16 protein-coding genes are annotated in these 16,673 nt (G+C 44.9%); 10 read left to right on the top strand and 6 right to left on the bottom strand.

Annotated features, from left to right (window positions below; all coding sequences use genetic code 11):
• The first annotated feature begins 132 nt into the window (after positions 1-132).
• From deoD to R7E42_RS04695, 9 genes are all read left to right on the top strand, one after another.
• Positions 133-843 carry a purine-nucleoside phosphorylase gene (gene deoD / locus R7E42_RS04655; RefSeq protein WP_005375140.1) on the top strand — a complete coding sequence of 237 codons (711 nt, stop codon included), beginning with the start codon at positions 133-135 and terminating at the stop codon, positions 841-843.
• Between the two features lie 70 nt (positions 844-913).
• Positions 914-2,383: a lactate dehydrogenase gene (locus tag R7E42_RS04660; protein WP_025768563.1), complete on the top strand. Its 1,470-nt coding sequence runs from the start codon at positions 914-916 to the stop codon at positions 2,381-2,383.
• Between the two features lie 166 nt (positions 2,384-2,549).
• Positions 2,550-4,034, top strand: a complete 1,485-nt coding sequence (locus tag R7E42_RS04665) for a hypothetical protein (protein WP_053303858.1) — start codon at positions 2,550-2,552, stop codon at positions 4,032-4,034.
• Positions 4,018-5,601: a GGDEF domain-containing protein gene (locus R7E42_RS04670; RefSeq protein ID WP_053307917.1), complete on the top strand. Its 1,584-nt coding sequence runs from the start codon at positions 4,018-4,020 to the stop codon at positions 5,599-5,601. The genes R7E42_RS04665 and R7E42_RS04670 overlap by 17 nt, the downstream gene beginning before the upstream one ends.
• A gap of 244 nt (positions 5,602-5,845) precedes the next feature.
• Positions 5,846-6,226 (top strand): DUF3302 domain-containing protein, encoded by a 381-nt coding sequence (locus R7E42_RS04675; protein ID WP_005375135.1) that lies wholly within the window; start codon positions 5,846-5,848, stop codon positions 6,224-6,226.
• Positions 6,226-7,356 carry an HlyD family secretion protein gene (locus tag R7E42_RS04680; protein WP_318072385.1) on the top strand — a complete coding sequence of 377 codons (1,131 nt, stop codon included), beginning with the start codon at positions 6,226-6,228 and terminating at the stop codon, positions 7,354-7,356. Before R7E42_RS04675 ends, R7E42_RS04680 begins: the two co-directional genes overlap by 1 nt.
• A gap of 335 nt (positions 7,357-7,691) precedes the next feature.
• On the top strand, positions 7,692-8,240 hold the full coding sequence (locus R7E42_RS04685) for an ECF-type riboflavin transporter substrate-binding protein (RefSeq protein ID WP_005375133.1): 549 nt from the start codon (positions 7,692-7,694) through the stop codon (positions 8,238-8,240).
• A 6-nt stretch (positions 8,241-8,246) separates the two neighbouring features.
• Complete coding sequence (locus R7E42_RS04690; RefSeq protein WP_318072386.1) at positions 8,247-9,986, top strand: ABC transporter ATP-binding protein; 1,740 nt, start codon at positions 8,247-8,249, stop codon at positions 9,984-9,986.
• Entirely contained in the window at positions 9,983-10,822 is an 840-nt protein-coding gene (locus R7E42_RS04695) for an energy-coupling factor transporter transmembrane component T family protein (protein ID WP_136976847.1), read from the top strand. The genes R7E42_RS04690 and R7E42_RS04695 overlap by 4 nt, the downstream gene beginning before the upstream one ends.
• A gap of 122 nt (positions 10,823-10,944) precedes the next feature.
• Here the strand turns inward: R7E42_RS04695 and R7E42_RS04700 are convergent, their stop codons facing one another.
• From R7E42_RS04700 to napG, 4 genes are all read right to left on the bottom strand, one after another.
• On the bottom strand, positions 10,945-11,226 hold the full coding sequence (locus tag R7E42_RS04700) for a YrhK family protein (protein WP_025768568.1): 282 nt from the start codon (positions 11,224-11,226) through the stop codon (positions 10,945-10,947).
• Between the two features lie 206 nt (positions 11,227-11,432).
• Positions 11,433-12,614 carry an MFS transporter gene (locus tag R7E42_RS04705; RefSeq protein WP_005375129.1) on the bottom strand — a complete coding sequence of 394 codons (1,182 nt, stop codon included), beginning with the start codon at positions 12,612-12,614 and terminating at the stop codon, positions 11,433-11,435.
• Between the two features lie 199 nt (positions 12,615-12,813).
• Complete coding sequence (napH, locus tag R7E42_RS04710) at positions 12,814-13,668, bottom strand: quinol dehydrogenase ferredoxin subunit NapH (protein ID WP_053350046.1); 855 nt, start codon at positions 13,666-13,668, stop codon at positions 12,814-12,816.
• The gene (gene napG / locus R7E42_RS04715; protein WP_318072387.1) at positions 13,668-14,438 is read right to left on the bottom strand and encodes a ferredoxin-type protein NapG; all 771 of its coding nucleotides are present in this window, start codon (positions 14,436-14,438) and stop codon (positions 13,668-13,670) included. The genes napH and napG overlap by 1 nt, the downstream gene beginning before the upstream one ends.
• 395 nt (positions 14,439-14,833) lie before the next feature.
• Between napG and R7E42_RS04720 the strand changes: the two genes are divergently transcribed.
• Positions 14,834-15,334 carry a GNAT family N-acetyltransferase gene (locus R7E42_RS04720; protein WP_017820512.1) on the top strand — a complete coding sequence of 167 codons (501 nt, stop codon included), beginning with the start codon at positions 14,834-14,836 and terminating at the stop codon, positions 15,332-15,334.
• A gap of 46 nt (positions 15,335-15,380) precedes the next feature.
• Here the strand turns inward: R7E42_RS04720 and R7E42_RS04725 are convergent, their stop codons facing one another.
• Both R7E42_RS04725 and R7E42_RS04730 read right to left on the bottom strand, forming a co-directional pair.
• A complete protein-coding gene (locus R7E42_RS04725) occupies positions 15,381-16,358 on the bottom strand; it encodes a phosphotransferase (RefSeq protein ID WP_132936476.1) in 978 nt (325 codons plus the stop codon).
• A complete protein-coding gene (locus R7E42_RS04730) occupies positions 16,355-16,630 on the bottom strand; it encodes a GNAT family N-acetyltransferase (protein ID WP_005375124.1) in 276 nt (91 codons plus the stop codon). The genes R7E42_RS04725 and R7E42_RS04730 overlap by 4 nt, the downstream gene beginning before the upstream one ends.
• Positions 16,631-16,673: the final 43 nt, after the last annotated feature.

Consider the following 16,673-nt stretch of genomic DNA (forward strand, 5'->3'; position numbering starts at 1 on the left):
TGACTAAGCTCTCAAGGGGCCACTGTACGTCCCGATATTATTGCCTCAACGAAAACGAACAAGTTCAACAGAATTGGTAATAGCGTTCTATAATAGAGGCGTTTTATCAAAACAAAACTTTGGAGAGCACTTATGGCAACCCCACACATTAACGCACAACCAGGTGATTTCGCTGAAACAGTTCTAATGCCAGGCGACCCGTTGCGCGCTAAATACATCGCTGAAACGTTCCTAGAAGATGTGAAACAAGTTTGTGACGTTCGCAACATGTTCGGCTTTACTGGCACTTATAAAGGCAAAAAAGTTTCTGTAATGGGCCACGGCATGGGTATCCCGTCTTGCTGTATCTACGTACACGAGCTAATCGCTGAATACGGCGTGAAAAACGTTATCCGTGTAGGTAGCTGTGGTGCAGTACGTGACGACGTGAAACTAATGGACGTTGTTATCGGTATGGGTGCTTCTACAGACTCTAAAGTTAACCGTATCCGTTTCAACAACCACGATTTCGCAGCAATCGCTGATTACGGTCTTCTAGAAGAAGCCGTTAACCAAGCGCGCGCTCAGGAAGTGCCTGTAAAAGTAGGTAACGTATTCTCTGCAGACCTGTTCTACACACCAGAAGCAGACATCTTCGAGAAGATGGAAAAACTAGGCATCCTAGGTGTAGACATGGAAGCGGCTGGTATCTACGGCGTAGCAGCTGACCTAGGCGCGAAAGCACTGACTATCCTGACAGTTTCTGACCACATCATCCGTGGTGAAAAACTAAGCTCAGAAGAGCGTCAGAAATCGTTCAACGACATGATGAAAGTTGCACTAGAAACTGCAATCAACATCTAAGAACAAATAGTAAGTAATAATTTGCAGCCAGAGTTATGCTGGCTGCCCGAATTATCCCGAGGGGGCGATTGTGTCTAACGGCGAACTGCCAAAAGACGCAGATGGGTTACAACTCAACTTTTGTAAAACATTGGCGTGTGACAACTTTGGATTGAGTGATGCAAAGCGTTACGTTCTGCAACATGCGAACCCTAAGCGTCCGGCGATGGTATGCCGTGAATGTGGAGCTTTCCCCCCCTTACTTAATAATCGCGATGTCGTGAACGAACTTCATCGCCTGCGGCACGTCCACAGTGACGGGTTGCCTGCTTGCCGTAATGATGATTGCGACAACTTTGGACTTTCTGTCCACACTCACAAACACCTCTATCACGCTTTCGGTTACAGTGGCGATCGCCAACGTTACCGCTGTAAAGTGTGTCAAAGTACCTTTGTTGACAAGTGGTCTGGTGCCAACAAGAAGCTTCAATTTCAAGAGAACTTGATGGGCTTGTTGTTTACGGGATATTCAGTACGAGAAATCTGCCGCAAGCTTAGTATTAACCCAAAAACCTTTTACGATCATGTTGACCATATAGCTAGCCGCTGCCGCCGTAAGCTGGCAACCATTGATGCGCGCTGGGTAAACCACGCAACGCATTATGAATTGGCCTCAAACTATATTGCATTGCAACCGAACAGCAATAACGGTGTGTATTGGATTGTTTCTGGCGAAGCGCATTCTGGCTATATTCTTTGCCAGCACGTCAATTATTCCGCTGATGAAGAGCCAATCGCAACGCTCGATCATAATCCTTACGATGAGGTGTCTCGTTTTGTTTCCCAGGAGTACGCAGCGGAAGCAAGTGAGCCGCTTGCGGAACCTTCTCATCACCTCAGAGAGCGAATTGACCAAAAATACCAAACAATTTTGGCTCGCGGTAACGTAGAAGACCCTCTTGGTAATCTATCTGTATTTCATTACCCTTCAAAAGGGGCATTAGTCCGTCCACCATACACCTCATATGCACACTATTTGCACGTACTTGATATGTGCTGCCCAAACAAACGTGTATCTCTATACATGCCTCAAGATCCCCTACTACGTTCGGCTGCACTGAGCGTTTGTTTACCTCGCATTAAAGAGAAAAGTGTCGACTTGATGTACGTAGAAGAGGACGCTAGTTGGGACATGAGTACTCCCTTTGGCAAAGTCGATATCGCCTATATGAGTTGGTGGCGCGATCGCTGGGCAATCTCTAGTCAAAACGAAAACCACAAAGGCATTTGCTACCTCGCTGGCGATCAAAATGAGCCTGAAAAATGGTTTAACGTTGCGACAACTCGTCATGTGAAGTTTTATCAAAACCGCTTTCAGATTCTTTTCGAAAGCTTCATTAACGAGCCACGTCGCAAATTACGACCTGCTGGTATTTTACCTCTTTTAGATATATTCAGAGCTTGGCATAATTTGTGCTATCAGGATAAACAAGGTCTTACCGCTGCACAAAGGTTAGAAGTCTCTGATGCACCTTTGACAATCAAACAGCTCCTATCGTAGCTATTCTATTGGTAATTTAGATGTAGTAATTAGGGGTTGTAACGGTATACATTACGGCCCCTGATCGTTTACCAAAACGTTATCCGCATCGCTTTGGTAAAGAAACATGCATCTAACCACTTAATATTAGGTGTGATTTCCAGTTCGATAGTCATGGATGTGAACGTTGGATAAAAACCAAATTCAGCTAGAAGATGATCTCACTAAGCTTAAAGGCCAAATAAAATCGGCCCCTAAACATACCTTTAATGTTGCGCAGCAATATCTTATCCGCGCGGAACAAATTTTATTTGTGGACGGAGAGATCAAAGCCTTACTCATCATGGCGCAATGCTGTTGGTGCCTAATGGATTACCGACAAGGCTTAAAACTCGTCAAAGACGCTTACAGCAAACAAACACAGCTTGAAACCGACGATCATCTCCCGGAAATTCTCCATCTTTTTGCACTCCAATATTGGGGCCAAGCAAAGTATTATTCCGCGCAACAATATTGGATTAATGCGCTCGAACAATCTGCTCTTGTTGATGATGTTGAAATTCAAATCGAATCTCTAATTGGGCTTGGTAATGTATGGCGCATCACTAATGAACACCAACTTGCCGCTTCAACTCATGAGTTAGCCGTTAAAGTGGCAAACAATGTTCGTATTGCTTGGTTAGAAGGCAAAGCGCGCATCCTATTAGCTTGGGACTATTACTTACTAAATAAGTTTGTCGAGATGCTTACGGTACTGGATGGAGCAACCGAAGTATTAAAAGATCATGATGATAGTACGTGGCAAGCCGAGATCTGGGACTTTAAAGGGTTAGCACTGCTTGGACTAGAACGCCTTGATGCGGCCGAAGAAGCCACCCAAAAAGCCCACCAGCTCGCCATTGAGCATGACCTCGTTTGGATGAAAGCACACTCTTTTATTAGCCGAGCAAGACTTGAGCTTTTGCGCCAAAACACAGACAGCGCTGCCAAGTTGCTACTTGCAGCAGAAGAGTCTGCACTCAGTTTCGACCACGGTGAGCTACTCAGCCAAATTTGCTTCCAACAATCACGAGTCGCTGAAGAACAAGGAGACTTTGAGTCTGCGTTTAACGCGTTCAAGAAATACCGTAAGCACGCACTCAAAATGCTCAAAGAACAAACTCACCGAATCAGCATGGATAAAGCAAGAGGCTCTAAACGCCAACTAGAGCAGCGAGCACGTAAGCTGATCAATCATATTCGCTCTCAACACGAATACGACCCTGAAAAGCAGTTCTCTAATGTCGTTTCGGAGACCTACTGGTGGGAACAATTAGTTTTGTTTAAAACGGAGCTCAAACGCTCTAACCACGCCATCATTATGATTCAGCATTCAAACCCCGAAGTTCTCGATGTTTGTACCGAGCTCGTTCATGCATTGACAACCTCTAGCGACCTCATCTCGAGAATTTCCAGTAACAGGCTAGCAATGTTAATTGCAGAAAAAGGTCAAGCAGCAGAAGAGGTCTACCGCACTGTCCAAGCGATGTTAGACATCTATCCATGGAAGCGACGCGGAATCAAAGGCCCGAAACCGATACTGTATTTGCAAGATATCCTGACCTTCCCATTCACGTTAGAACAGCTCGAAGAAAGTTATATTGAGGTAATGAAGAATGGAACAACTGCTTAGCAAGGTGACTGACGCAGGTATCGATCCTTCTTCCGTTTCAGGTGAAGAAGCGATTACGCTATGGGAACACATAGGGTTACATATTGCGTCAACAAACCGAGAGAAAGCGCATTGCTATATCATTAGCGCCGAGTATCGAAGAGAGATCAAACAGCTCAACGACAGCATTAGTGAATTGAAACAAGCGCTTGAGTTGCTTGTTTTACCAGAAGATGTAGAAGATATTCTTTCTGTGAAAGCAAGCTTGAGTGAGCGTTTAGTTGAAGTAGGTGACTACAATGCGGCATTAACCGAGTATGTTGCTTCAACCAATATCGCCGTCGAGTACGGCTATATTGATGAGTACGTATTGGCCATTATTGGAATGGGTAATTTGTGCGATGCCTATGGGGATCACCAACGTGCATTACGTTATTATCAAAAAATAGATGCTATCGATCACGCTATTGGCAGTCGATCCCTACGCCTTCGTTACAAGCTGTACATGCTTGCCTGTTATATCAGCTTGAACCGTACCGCAGACGCCAAAGAGCTATTGAGTGAATGTGAAGAACTGAGCATTCTCGTCAGTGATAAAAACCTCGCCGCACAAATTCACCTCTACCGAGCCAAATTACATCGTCTGCAAGAAGACTACCCCAATGCGTTGCTGGCTATTTCGAATGTTCAGTATACAACGGGTAGTGCCACTACATACTGGTTATCCACGATGGTCAAAATTGAGACTGCGTATTGTCTAAACGGTGTAGGGCACACTTCTTTAGCTAATTTAACGTTGGACTCCATCAGTAAAAGGATTCAAAAGCAGCTATCTCCTATCGTTACTCAGCATTTTTATAACGCGATGAGTCAAGTTTACGCCTCTCAAGGGTTGTATCAAGAAGCATTAAATTGTGAAAAAAAAGCGCATAGAATCGAATCTGATCTTGTAAAACATATTCCGATCGGTGAGTTAGGGTCTGCTCAACTACGCCGACTTTCACGCTTTGAGTTACAACTCAAACTCATTTTGTCAGAGCTAGAAAACAAAGAACTAAAAGAAACCACCAAGCAGCATAAAAATACTGTTGCTCAGCTACAGCAGGACGTCTTTACCGATCCACTTACGTCTTTACACAACCGACGCTGGTTAGAAGTTAAACTAAAAGATCTACTTCTGCACGATACTGCATTTGCATTGATGGTCATCGATATCGATCACTTCAAATCCATCAATGACGAACTAAGCCACTTGGTTGGCGACAAAGCGATCAAAAGTGTGTCACAGGAACTGGCGTCCTACTTCAGATTTAAAGGCGCATCGTGCGTACGATTTGGTGGTGAAGAGTTCCTCGTGATCCTTGAGAATACCCAACTGGAACGCGCAGAAATGCATGCCGAGAATTATCGTGAACGGATTTATCAATATGGTTGGGACGATATTCTTGGTGAACGGGGGCTGACAGTATCCATAGGGATTACCTTGCATCGAGAAGGCGAGAATACTCAGCGAACTTTTTATCGTGCAGACAAAGCTCTTTATCGCGCCAAAGCCAATGGCAGAAACCAAGTCTGTACCGAACTTTAAACCATGCCCCGGTTGACACCTGGGGCTTTAGTATACTTTTTACTTATCCTTCCTATATCACTTCACTGCTTGTTTAAATAAGTACTCAGCAACACCTTAACTGCCAATAAACATCAGTGGATACTTACATCGCATAAACATAATTCCTACATAAAAACCGCTTGATTCATCTGTAGTTAAGACAAATACTTAAATTGTTAATTTACGTAGATTTTCCATTTCGCAATACGCACAGGTAGGTAAGATGTTTCTAGACTATTTTGCACTTGGGTTACTCATCTTCGTTGCTTTAGTGATCTTTTACGGAATCATTGTCATCCATGATATTCCATATGAAATCGCCAAAGAGAGAGAGCACCCGCACCAAGACGCAATTCACTACGCTGGCTGGGTCAGCCTTTTCACTTTGCATGCGCTGTGGCCATTTTTATGGATCTGGGCAACATTATGGCGCAAGGAACGCGGCTGGGGTTTTAAACAACTAGAACAAGAAACACACGACATTCATCACCGCCTTGAAGAACTCATCGATGAAGTCAACGAACTCAAAAACGAAGTATCGATGTTGAAACAACAAAAGATTCAGCAAAAGCCTTTGCCTGAACAAAGTAAAGAGGACGAATAATGGACTTATTGCTGATTCTGACTTACGCCGCTCTTTGTATTGCCATTTTTAAAATTTTCAATATTCCTCTAAACAAATGGACCGTTCCAACCGCCGTACTTGGCGGCGTAGTGTTAGTGGGCACACTCGTGCTGCTTATGAACTACAACCACCCATTTACGCAATTGGGTAACCAAGTGTTCCCGACTACGCCCATCGTCTCTGGCGTGCGTGGCCGCGTGGTGGAAGTGCCAGTCCAGGCCAACCAACCGCTCAAAACGGGCGATATTCTTTTCAAAATCGATCCTGTGCCTTTTGAAGCAGAAGTTGCTCGCCTTGAAGCGAAAGTCAAAGAAGCAAGCCAAGGTGCCTTGGGTTTAGAGTCTGATCTAAGAGAAGCAGAAGCTGCTGTATTGAAAGCGCAAGCGGACAGAGATAAAACACAAAGGGAATTTAGCCGATATCAAAGGGGCTTTGATCGTGGCGCGTTTACTGAACAAGATTTGGATACTCGACGCCAAGCGTATAAAGCGGCAGAAGCCATGTTAGACGTTGCGATTTTGCAACAAGAACAAGCGCAAATCGCTCTGGACTCTGAAATCGGAGGCGAAAATACCCAAGTCGCGCAACTTCTTGCCGAGCTGCGTAAAGCAGAGTTTAACTTAGAGCAAACCGTCGTTCGTGCGCCAACCGATGGTTACGTTACGCAATTGGCTTTACGTCCTGGAGTGATGGCTGTGCCGTTGCCACTTGCCCCGGCAATGACCTTCGTACATACCGAAGACATTACGTACACCGCGGCATTCAGACAGAACTCATTACAACGCTTGAAGCCAGGCTTTGAAGCAGAATTTATGTTCCGCGCAATTCCGGGCAAAGTGTTCCGTGGCGAAGTCATTGACGTGATTCCAGCCATTGGTGAAAGCCAAATTCAAGCGCGAGGCGCTCTGCTTGGGACTGATGCCTTGCGCACGAGCGGACGTGTTTTTGCGAAGCTGAAAATTACCGACGACTTGAGTGGATACCACCTACCGATGGGTACTGCGGTTGAAGTTGCAGTTTATTCAGACAGCTTTACTCACGTATCAGTGATGCGCAAAGTGCTTATTCGTATGAAGAGCTGGCAGAACTATTTATACCTCGACCATTAATGAACATATAGCGCATTCATTTATTGGTAAAAATAACATCAAACCGTGTAATCAGGGGCTGACGATCAGCCCCTGATTCATTCTAGCCATCCAGATAGATAGCATTCCCACTTTTATTAATATTCTGTATAATGCGCGCCTTATTTTTAATGCTTGCTAAAACCAAAGCCAGTCAAAGGGATGCGTGAATCAAATCACACATTTCCTGAAGAAAAATAGAGCAAACAATAAGCAGCTTGGTTGTTTTGAATATATGTTACACAATCAAATAACTAACGCTTTCCAACAATATAAATGAACGTTCTTTAAAATCGACTATTGAACTGAGGTTATCTATGAATCTTTCCGCTAAAACTGTTGTGGTTATTGCAATCGGTGCTGCTCTATACGGTATCGGCGGCTTACCTATGTTTGGCATCCCTGTGTTTGCAAACACAACGCTAAAACCAGCAATGGCAGTATTAGCATTGTTCTCAGTACTATTTGGACCACTTGTTGGCTTCTTGGTTGGTTTTATTGGTCACTGGGTTACTGACCTATTTGCAGGTTGGGGCGTATGGCTCACTTGGGTACTTGGTTCAGGTATTGTTGGTTTGATTATCGGTCTATTCCCTTCTCTAACGCGCTACCGTTTGGAGAAAGGTGATTTCAATATGAAAGACTTCGCGTTATTCGTAGTACTTGCGCTATTAGGCAACGTATTTGGTTACGGTTGCTCTGCATTCCTCGACACGATTTTATACGCAGAACCGTTCACTAAAGTGTTTACCCAGCTTTCTATTATCGCGATCGGTAACACCATTCTTATTGCTATTGTTGGCTTCTTCATTCTTAAGTCTGTCGCTAAACGTAACAAGCAAAGCCGTAACTTAACAGAGGCTTAATGTCGAATGACAATCGAATTTTCTAACTTCTCTTTTAGATATGAGTCGCTGGACAAACCGACGCTAAAAAATATCAATCTAAGGATAGAGAAAGGAGAGAAAATCGTCATTATCGGTCCAAGTGGTAGTGGTAAATCTACCCTTGGGCAATGTCTTAACGGACTGATCCCACACGCAATCAAAGGGGAAACCAGTGGAACATTGACCATCAATGGTCAAGACACCGCCCCTTTCGACATGCACCAATACACTGAGCAAGTTGGCACCGTACTGCAAGATACGGACAGCCAATTTGTCGGTTTGAGCATTGGCGAAGACATTGCATTTGCGCTGGAGAACCAGCTAACTTCAAATATCGACATGTACCCATTGGTCAAAGCCACGGCCAAAATGGTCGACTTGGAACAGATGCTAGAACGCTCACCCCACGATTTATCTGGCGGGCAGAAACAGCGTGTTTCTTTGGCGGGCATTCTCGTCGATGATGTCGATATCCTTTTGTTTGATGAACCACTAGCTGCGCTTGACCCTAAAACGGGTAAAAAAACCATCGAGATCATCGATGCTCTACACCGCGAAACGGACAAAGCCATCGTAATCATTGAGCATCGTCTTGAAGACGTTCTGCATTGCTCAGTTGACCGTATTATCTTGATGGAAAGCGGCGAAATCATTACCGATACAACGCCAGATGAAATTTTAGCGTCGCCTCTACTAGAAGATTACGGCATCCGCGAACCGCTTTATATTTCAGCACTGAAAGAAGCAGGCTGCGCGATTGAGGGCGATGCAAAACCTTCTAGCTTAACTACCTTACCGTTGGAGCAATATAAACCAGCGGTACAAGCATGGTTTGATGGTTCAACAGCACAACCACCTAAAACGCCAGCCGAGACTTTGCTTGAAGTCCGTGGCCTCACCTATTCTTACGACGGTGAGAAAAACGCGTTAGAAGACGTGAGTTTTGACATCAAGTGTGGCGAGTTTGTCTCTGTACTTGGCAAAAATGGCTCGGGTAAATCGACCATCACCAAACTGATTATGGGCGTTATTGAAGCGGATAGCGGCTCAATGAGCATGAATGGTCAAGATCTTAACGAACTGACCATCTTCGAGCGTAGCCAGAAAGTGGGTGTGGTGATGCAAAACCCGAATCACATGATTTCCCATCACATGATTTTCGACGAAGTGGCCTTCGGCCTCCGTAATCGTGGCGTTGAAGAGAAACAAATCGACGCTAAAGTACTTGAAGTCCTAGAGCTGTGCGGTTTGAGCAAATACCGTCACTGGCCAATCGAAGCATTGAGCTACGGCCAGAAAAAGCGCGTAACCATTGCGTCAATTTTGGTCTTGGAACCAGAGCTTCTGATCCTTGATGAACCGACGGCAGGTCAGGACTATCGAAACTACACGTCTATGCTGAGTTTCATCGAAAAGCTCAATCGCGAGTTGGGCGTAACCGTAATGATCATCTCTCATGACATGCATTTAGTGTTGGAATACACCTCGCGCTCTATCGTGATTGCAGACAGTAAATTAGTCGCGGATGCACCAATGACGCAGGTATTCAGCAGTCCAGAGCTACTAGACCAAGCAAACCTCACCACAACAAGTCTGTTTGAGTTGGCTACGAAAGTTGGCATCGAAGACACCAATGGCTTTATGCAGCATTTTATCAATGTAGAAAAAGCGCACCGCCAACGAAAAAGCGGCGAAGTAAACCAACCAGAGAAAGCAGTGGCATGAAAGACAATAAGATGAAGTTTGGTATCAACTACATCGATACCCAATCACCACTTCATAAGTTGAATGGCATTACTAAGTTCTTGCTTTTCATTGCTTGGGTAACGGTGGTATTGACCACATTTGACTTGCGAATCATCGCGCTGTTGATCGTGCTGGGTTTGGGCTTATTGAAAATGACCAAAGTGCCCTTTCATGTCTACAAACCGCTGTTATTCGGTACAGGCACGGTATTGCTGATCAATGCCCTGTTTATGTTCGCGTTAGCACCGCAACAAGGTACTGAGTTCATGGGTTCATCAACGGTTTTACTCTCGTTACCCGGTAATTACTCGCTCACTCAAGAGACATTGTTTTACCTAGTAACAGTGACGTTGAAGTACTTCAGCATGTTCCCAATCGCGTTGGTGTTTGTATTTACCACTCATCCGACAGAGTTTTCAGCCAGCTTGAACCGTTTAGGTGTGCCTTACAAAATCGCCTATGCTGTGAGCTTAACGCTGCGCTACTTGCCGGAAGTGAAAAAGGACTTTGTTAACATCATGCACGCGCAACAAGCACGCGGAGTAGAACTGAGTAAGAAGGCTCCGTTGCTCACTCGTATGAAGAACGTGGCAAAGATTCTTGGCCCTCTGATTTTCTCTAGTTTGGACAGAGCCGATCAAATCTCAAACGCGATGACGCTACGTGGGTTTGGTCGTCACTCCTCTCGCACTTGGTACAGCTTAAAACCACTGACCAAAGCCGATATGATCTGCATGGCTGGGATTGCGGTGATAGTGATTGCGGCGATCAGCAAGCGTGTTATCGACACACAACTGTTCTGGTATCCGTTCTAAATTCTTAAGTTTCAAACAGAAGATAACGTGCTTAGTATTGCGAACACGTTATCTTCCCGCTTTCCCCTCGATAACTCGCCTGTTGGCTTCTTGCTTGCGAGTGTTCAAAAGAAGCGGTAATTTCAGCGGCTCGCTGATGTGCCAGAAAGTTGCTTATTTAAACGACCAACATGAACTAAACTCATCAGTTTTATCAGGGGCTTAATGATCAACTGCGCACTGCCCACGATGAAAAGCCAAGTACCACTTTCAATCAACGAATCATTCAAAAAGAAAAAGCTACCAATTAAAAACCAAATAGCAATGAGTAGGTCGTTTGCAGCACCTAACGCCTCATAGCGGCGCTGAATAACGATGTGACGGCTACCTAGATCTAAATCCAACTCTCTGCCATGTATCTGCACTGTATAGCTCCCCTCTTATTGTTTCGCGTCAGTTATGCCCAAGTTATTTCGAAATACTTAGTTCTAAACCCTAACGGACGTGGCATGCATTGACAACCATTGGAGGGATTATCTATTTGCAATAAAAAGAAAAGGGCGCATAAGCACCCTTTTTAGCGAGTCTAATTACAGGTATTCGCTTTAATGATTAGATAGTGAGTACCAACTTAACTCCACTTCAACAAGCGAGTTTCGTTGCCTTCTTCCGGCTTCGCTGGAATATTGAGTGACAACAGCAAGCTCACTGCTGCCATACCAGCGCCGATGTAAAATACGCTCGCAGGTGAAACAAGCCAGATGACACCAAACGTAACAGGTATTACAACTGCAGCAATATGGTTAATCGTAAACGCAACGCCTGCGGTCGACGCCATATCGGCAGGATCGGCAATTTTCTGGAAGTAGGTTTTAATCGCAAGCGCTAACGCGAAAAATAAATGATCGACAACATACAATGCTGCCGCCCACTCTGCCGTTTGCACCAAACCGTACCCGACGAACACGAAGATCAAACCGACGTATTCAAACATCAACGCTTTGCGCTCACCAACAACGCCGATAAAACGGCCTATTCGCTTCGCAAACAAGAAGTTAAAGACATAGTTAATCAGGAACAGCAACGTAATATCTGCGGCGGAGTAACCAAACTTTTCTACCATCAAGAAACCAGCGAACACCGTAAAAATTTGACGGCGTGCTCCACTCATAAACGTAAGCGCATAGTATAACCAGTAACGTTTACGCAGGATGAGCTTCTTGTTCTGAGGCACTTTTGTCTTAAATTGTGGGAAGGCAAATGCCATCACCAAAATGAGCACAAAACCTAAACCACCAGCCATTAAATAGACCGTTTTAAAATCAAGTTTGAGCTGTTCGAGCGAAACCCAAATGGCGCCGTAGGTAAACAGAGAAGCCAAAGCTCCAACAGAAATAAACTTACCCAGCATTTCTGGCGCTTCTTCTTTAGATAGCCATTGTAAAGACAAAGACTGCTTGAGTGTTTCAAAGTAATGGAAGCCGGTGGACATTAACAAGGTTGTAAAAAGTAGACCGTACAAAGTGGGAAAATAACCTGTTAATGCCGTACCAAGCGTAAGCATCGCCAAAGAGACGAGCATAAAGCGTTGCTCTCGGATAAACAGCAATACAAACACGGCGGTAAAGGCCAAAAAACCCGGAATTTCGCGCACACTTTGCAATAGGCCTATGTCGGCACCATCAAAGTTTGCTTTCTCGATAACAAAGTTGTTCAACAACGCCATCCAGGTAGAAAAAGCAATGGGCACGATAATGGAAATTAACAGGAGGAAATTTTGCGGCGTTCTCCAGCCGTGCGATGAGGTAGTCATGATGTTTCCTTTAAATATGAAGGCATCATCATAGCTTTAAATGTAACAAATTCGCAATATCATTATTATTTTCAACCCAGAGCAAGCTGATATGGCTGAGGAATATTGTTATGAAGATAAACATCGCACTTAACTCCTTGGCGAAGCGCGATGTTCAAGTATCAAGAGAACTAAAGCATGAGTAAATGTGCTCAGTGGCTTAATCAATGACTTTTACTGATAGGCGATTTTTAAATTCAAACACATGTTCTGGACACACATCCAAACAACGGCCACAGCTAATGCAGTTTTGATCCATAACTCGACGATCTCCCTCTTTCAAAGGCTGCCGAAGCACTTCTGGTTCTGGGCAAATGTAAAAGCAATCCATGCATTTGGTGCAATCTTCGCGCCGAACAGCAGTAACGCGCAACAGGCTTTTTCGGCCTATCACGCCATAGGTAGCCCCCAGTGGACATAAGTGCCCACACCACCCATGCTCAACCAAGAGTAAATCCAACACAAACACTAGGGCGATTAGCACCCAACCTGCGCCCATACCAAACACCAACCCGCGATGCAGTGCCGCAACCGGATCTAACCATGTCCAAAGAATCGCGCCAGATAGCGCACTGCCCAACATCAAAACAGGGATCAGCCAATAACGAATCATGGGAGACCAACGATAGCTCGCTTTAATGTTGAACTTTCGACGCAACCACGCCGCCAAGTCTGTCACGATGTTCAACGGGCACACCCAAGCACAAAATGCGCGCGGCGCCAAAATCGCGTAAAACGCAACGACAATCACTACGCCTAACAACGCATTAAACTCCGGAACATGCCCTGTCGCCAAAGCTTGAAGCACAATTAACGGGTCACTTAACGGCACGGTATCGAGCAACATACTTGATGACAGATTACCAGTTAGAATTCCCAGCGTCGGCCCAGCCATAAACAGCGCAATGATGGTGAACTGACATAGCCGACGTAAAATCAAAAACCGATGCGCGCGCCACCAACCAAGCTTTTCAAGCGCTTCTTTGCCAGCATTTTGAGCTAAATTCTTTGCCATTACTTACCTCCTTTTAGCGATTCAAGCGCACCTTCCGGTACAGGCGTCTCACTAGGGAGGATATTTTCGAGTGGTTTGTCGATCTCTTTCCAACCAAAATTGTAGTGGCTGCCCACTTTGCCTTTCGCCAAATCCGTCGGGACGACTTTAATAGCAGCGACATCCAACACGCACGCTTGTTCACACTTACCGCATCCGGTACACACTTCGGAATTCACTGTTGGGATAAGTTTGGCGTGATAACCGGTTCGGTCGTTGTGAACCATCTCTAATGTGATGGCTTCATCAATCAGCGGACAAACGCGATAACAAACGTCGCATCGTAACCCTTGCCAGTTAAGGCAAGTTTCATGGTCAATAAGAACCGCTGTACCCATTCGAGCATCATCAATATCGGTTAGTTTCGGATCCAGCGCCCCAATCGGACAAGCGACAACACAAGGAATGTCTTCGCACATTTCGCAGGGAATATCGCGTGCAGTAAAGTAAGGTGAGCCAGTCGCGACGGGTGAAAGTAATGTCGCAAGTTTCAAGGTATCGTAAGGACATGCCTGAACACACAAGCCACATCGAATACAAGCTGATTCGAAATCGCCTTCCGGCAGTGCACCAGGCAGACGAATAGGCACACCTTTAGTTTCTCGAGCTTGGCTTTGTAGCGATTGTAAGCCCAATACACACGCAGCTGCGCCAACACCAGCCGCAGTTCGAGCTGTATCACGCAAAAATCGGCGCCGACTTTGCGATATTTTAGACTGAGAGGATTTCATGCTATTTCCTCAACAAAACTCCCTTATCAAGTTAAGCATAAATAGCCCTAAACGTGTCGTTTCCCTATACCTCATAGGAGGTAACCCCATCCTCTATTGATTCAAGTCAACTGACGCACAGTGCCGTCGTCACAGTTTGACTAAATGCGTTTATTTACTGCGACATGAAATTCACCACGATACTCTGCAGTACGCGCCATTCTCAGTACAATAATTCAACACCTTTGCAATCTACTCGCTCAATTCGATGATAAATCACTACTAAAAATTCAAAAAATGACATCATAACAAGCTAATTTAAAAGGCATTTATCCATTAAACATAAAAAAACACTATCCAAATAAGAAAACTGTGGTTAGATTAAAAATTAAAACTAAAAAGCGAAGGAGAGAGGCATGGAAATTATCGTACGTCCAACGACCGTCGAAGACGCAGCGGCACTCGTAGAAATCTATTCACAACCAAAAGCACAACGTGAAACCCTGCAACTCCCAAAGCCTTCGCTCGCGATGTGGGTGGAAAGATTGTCAAACATACCTGATGGTGTTTATAGCTATGTCGCTGAAATTGATGGTAAAGTCGTCGGAAATATTGGCTTTCACCACTCTCTACGTCCAAGAACGATGCACACGGCATCGTTTGGCATCGGAGTACATGATAGTTTCCACGGACTCGGTATTGGTAGCAAATTGATAGAAACAGTCACTGAACTAGCAGATAACTGGTTAAATGTGAGAAGAATTCAGATAGAGGTCAATGCCGATAACGACGCCGCCATTGGGCTTTATAAAAAGCATGGATTTCAAATTGAGGGTGAAGCGATTGACGGTTCCTTCCGTGATGGTGAATTCATCAATACCTATTACATGGCGCGCATCAGACCAGGCCAAAGATAAAACAAAGCCTCCTACTAATTGGAGGCTTTTCTTTTTAAACTTCGACTCACTTTCGTAAGTAAGCCAACGCTCTGCGAGTCAATGCTTCTGTGTAGGGATTGATCTTCCAGTGGTCGGGACTCCAACCTTTCACAAATCGCTGAAAGTCTGCCCAAGCCACAGCAAACAAAGGACGCCACTCACGCTCGACTTCATTAGGGTCAAGATTCGGTTGATAGACAATTAGCGCGTGTTGCAACTGAGCAAAATACGTATCCAAAACCCAAACTTCCATCTCTGCACAACGTTCTGGCTTAACGGCGCTACTCATAAACAGTGCCACATCTTTCATTGCACACCCACATCCAACGTATTGAAAGTCAACCGCAACAACGCTTGATTCTTCTTCATCAAAACAGAAGTTCGCCAATTTGGCATCACCGTGTACTAGTGTTTTAAACTTAGCTTGCGAAAGCGTTTGATCAATCAATTGAGCCGCATTTTGTAGCTCAGTGTCTTGCAATGCTTCAAGCTCGTCGGGTCTGGTTGCTAAGTGCCAGTATGTTCCGGTATGCCACAACTTATCCGAACGAACATCGATGTATCGCGCATGAAAGTTCGCCAACCAAGTGAGGCAGGCTTGTAGATGCTCTAGCTGTGCATCTGTGATGACTTTTGGAAAGCCCACCTCGGCGAGATCTTCCATCACAATGAGCCATTCATTCTCCGATTGGAACGTTTTTAGACCTTGTGGTACTCGGCAGCGAGTATCCACCCCTCCGGAAAAATACTCATACCAATTCACTTCCACCTGATAAGAGTGCAACTTTCTTTGATGAGAACGGTCCGTATTCCAGCCTCTAGGATGCTCTGAAGGCTTAGGGAGTTTTACATGCTTAATGATCACTGAACCAGTAGAATAAGTAACTCGGACTAACTCCCCATAGCCTCCCCATAGCGATTGTATGACTTCTACAGAGCGGTAATTACCGAGATTGAGTTCCTGGCCAATATTTTGGTAGCGTTGGTGGTTGTTACTCATCATGTGAGCAGATGTGACCACGTTTGGTTCTTCTCCATGTAGTGAATAACATATGGGCAAACTGGTTTGATTTGATAACCGAGTGACTCAATTTCTGGCAACACCGCTTCCATCATCACTTTTCCGTACCCCTTACCTCGCAGTGCTTCAGGAACAACCGTTGATGTAATGTGCATGACATTACCCTTAAGCTGATAAATCACCTTGGCTTTATAACCCTGCTCTAAATCAACCCAGAATGTACTATTCGTGGTCTCATGAGTTACTTTATGCATATCTTGCTCTCTAATTTTTGTTACAGATTGATTGAATCAAACT

It is taken from the genome of Vibrio sp. Vb1337, from assembly GCF_033338715.1.
Classification (GTDB): Bacteria; Pseudomonadota; Gammaproteobacteria; order Enterobacterales; family Vibrionaceae; genus Vibrio; species Vibrio alginolyticus.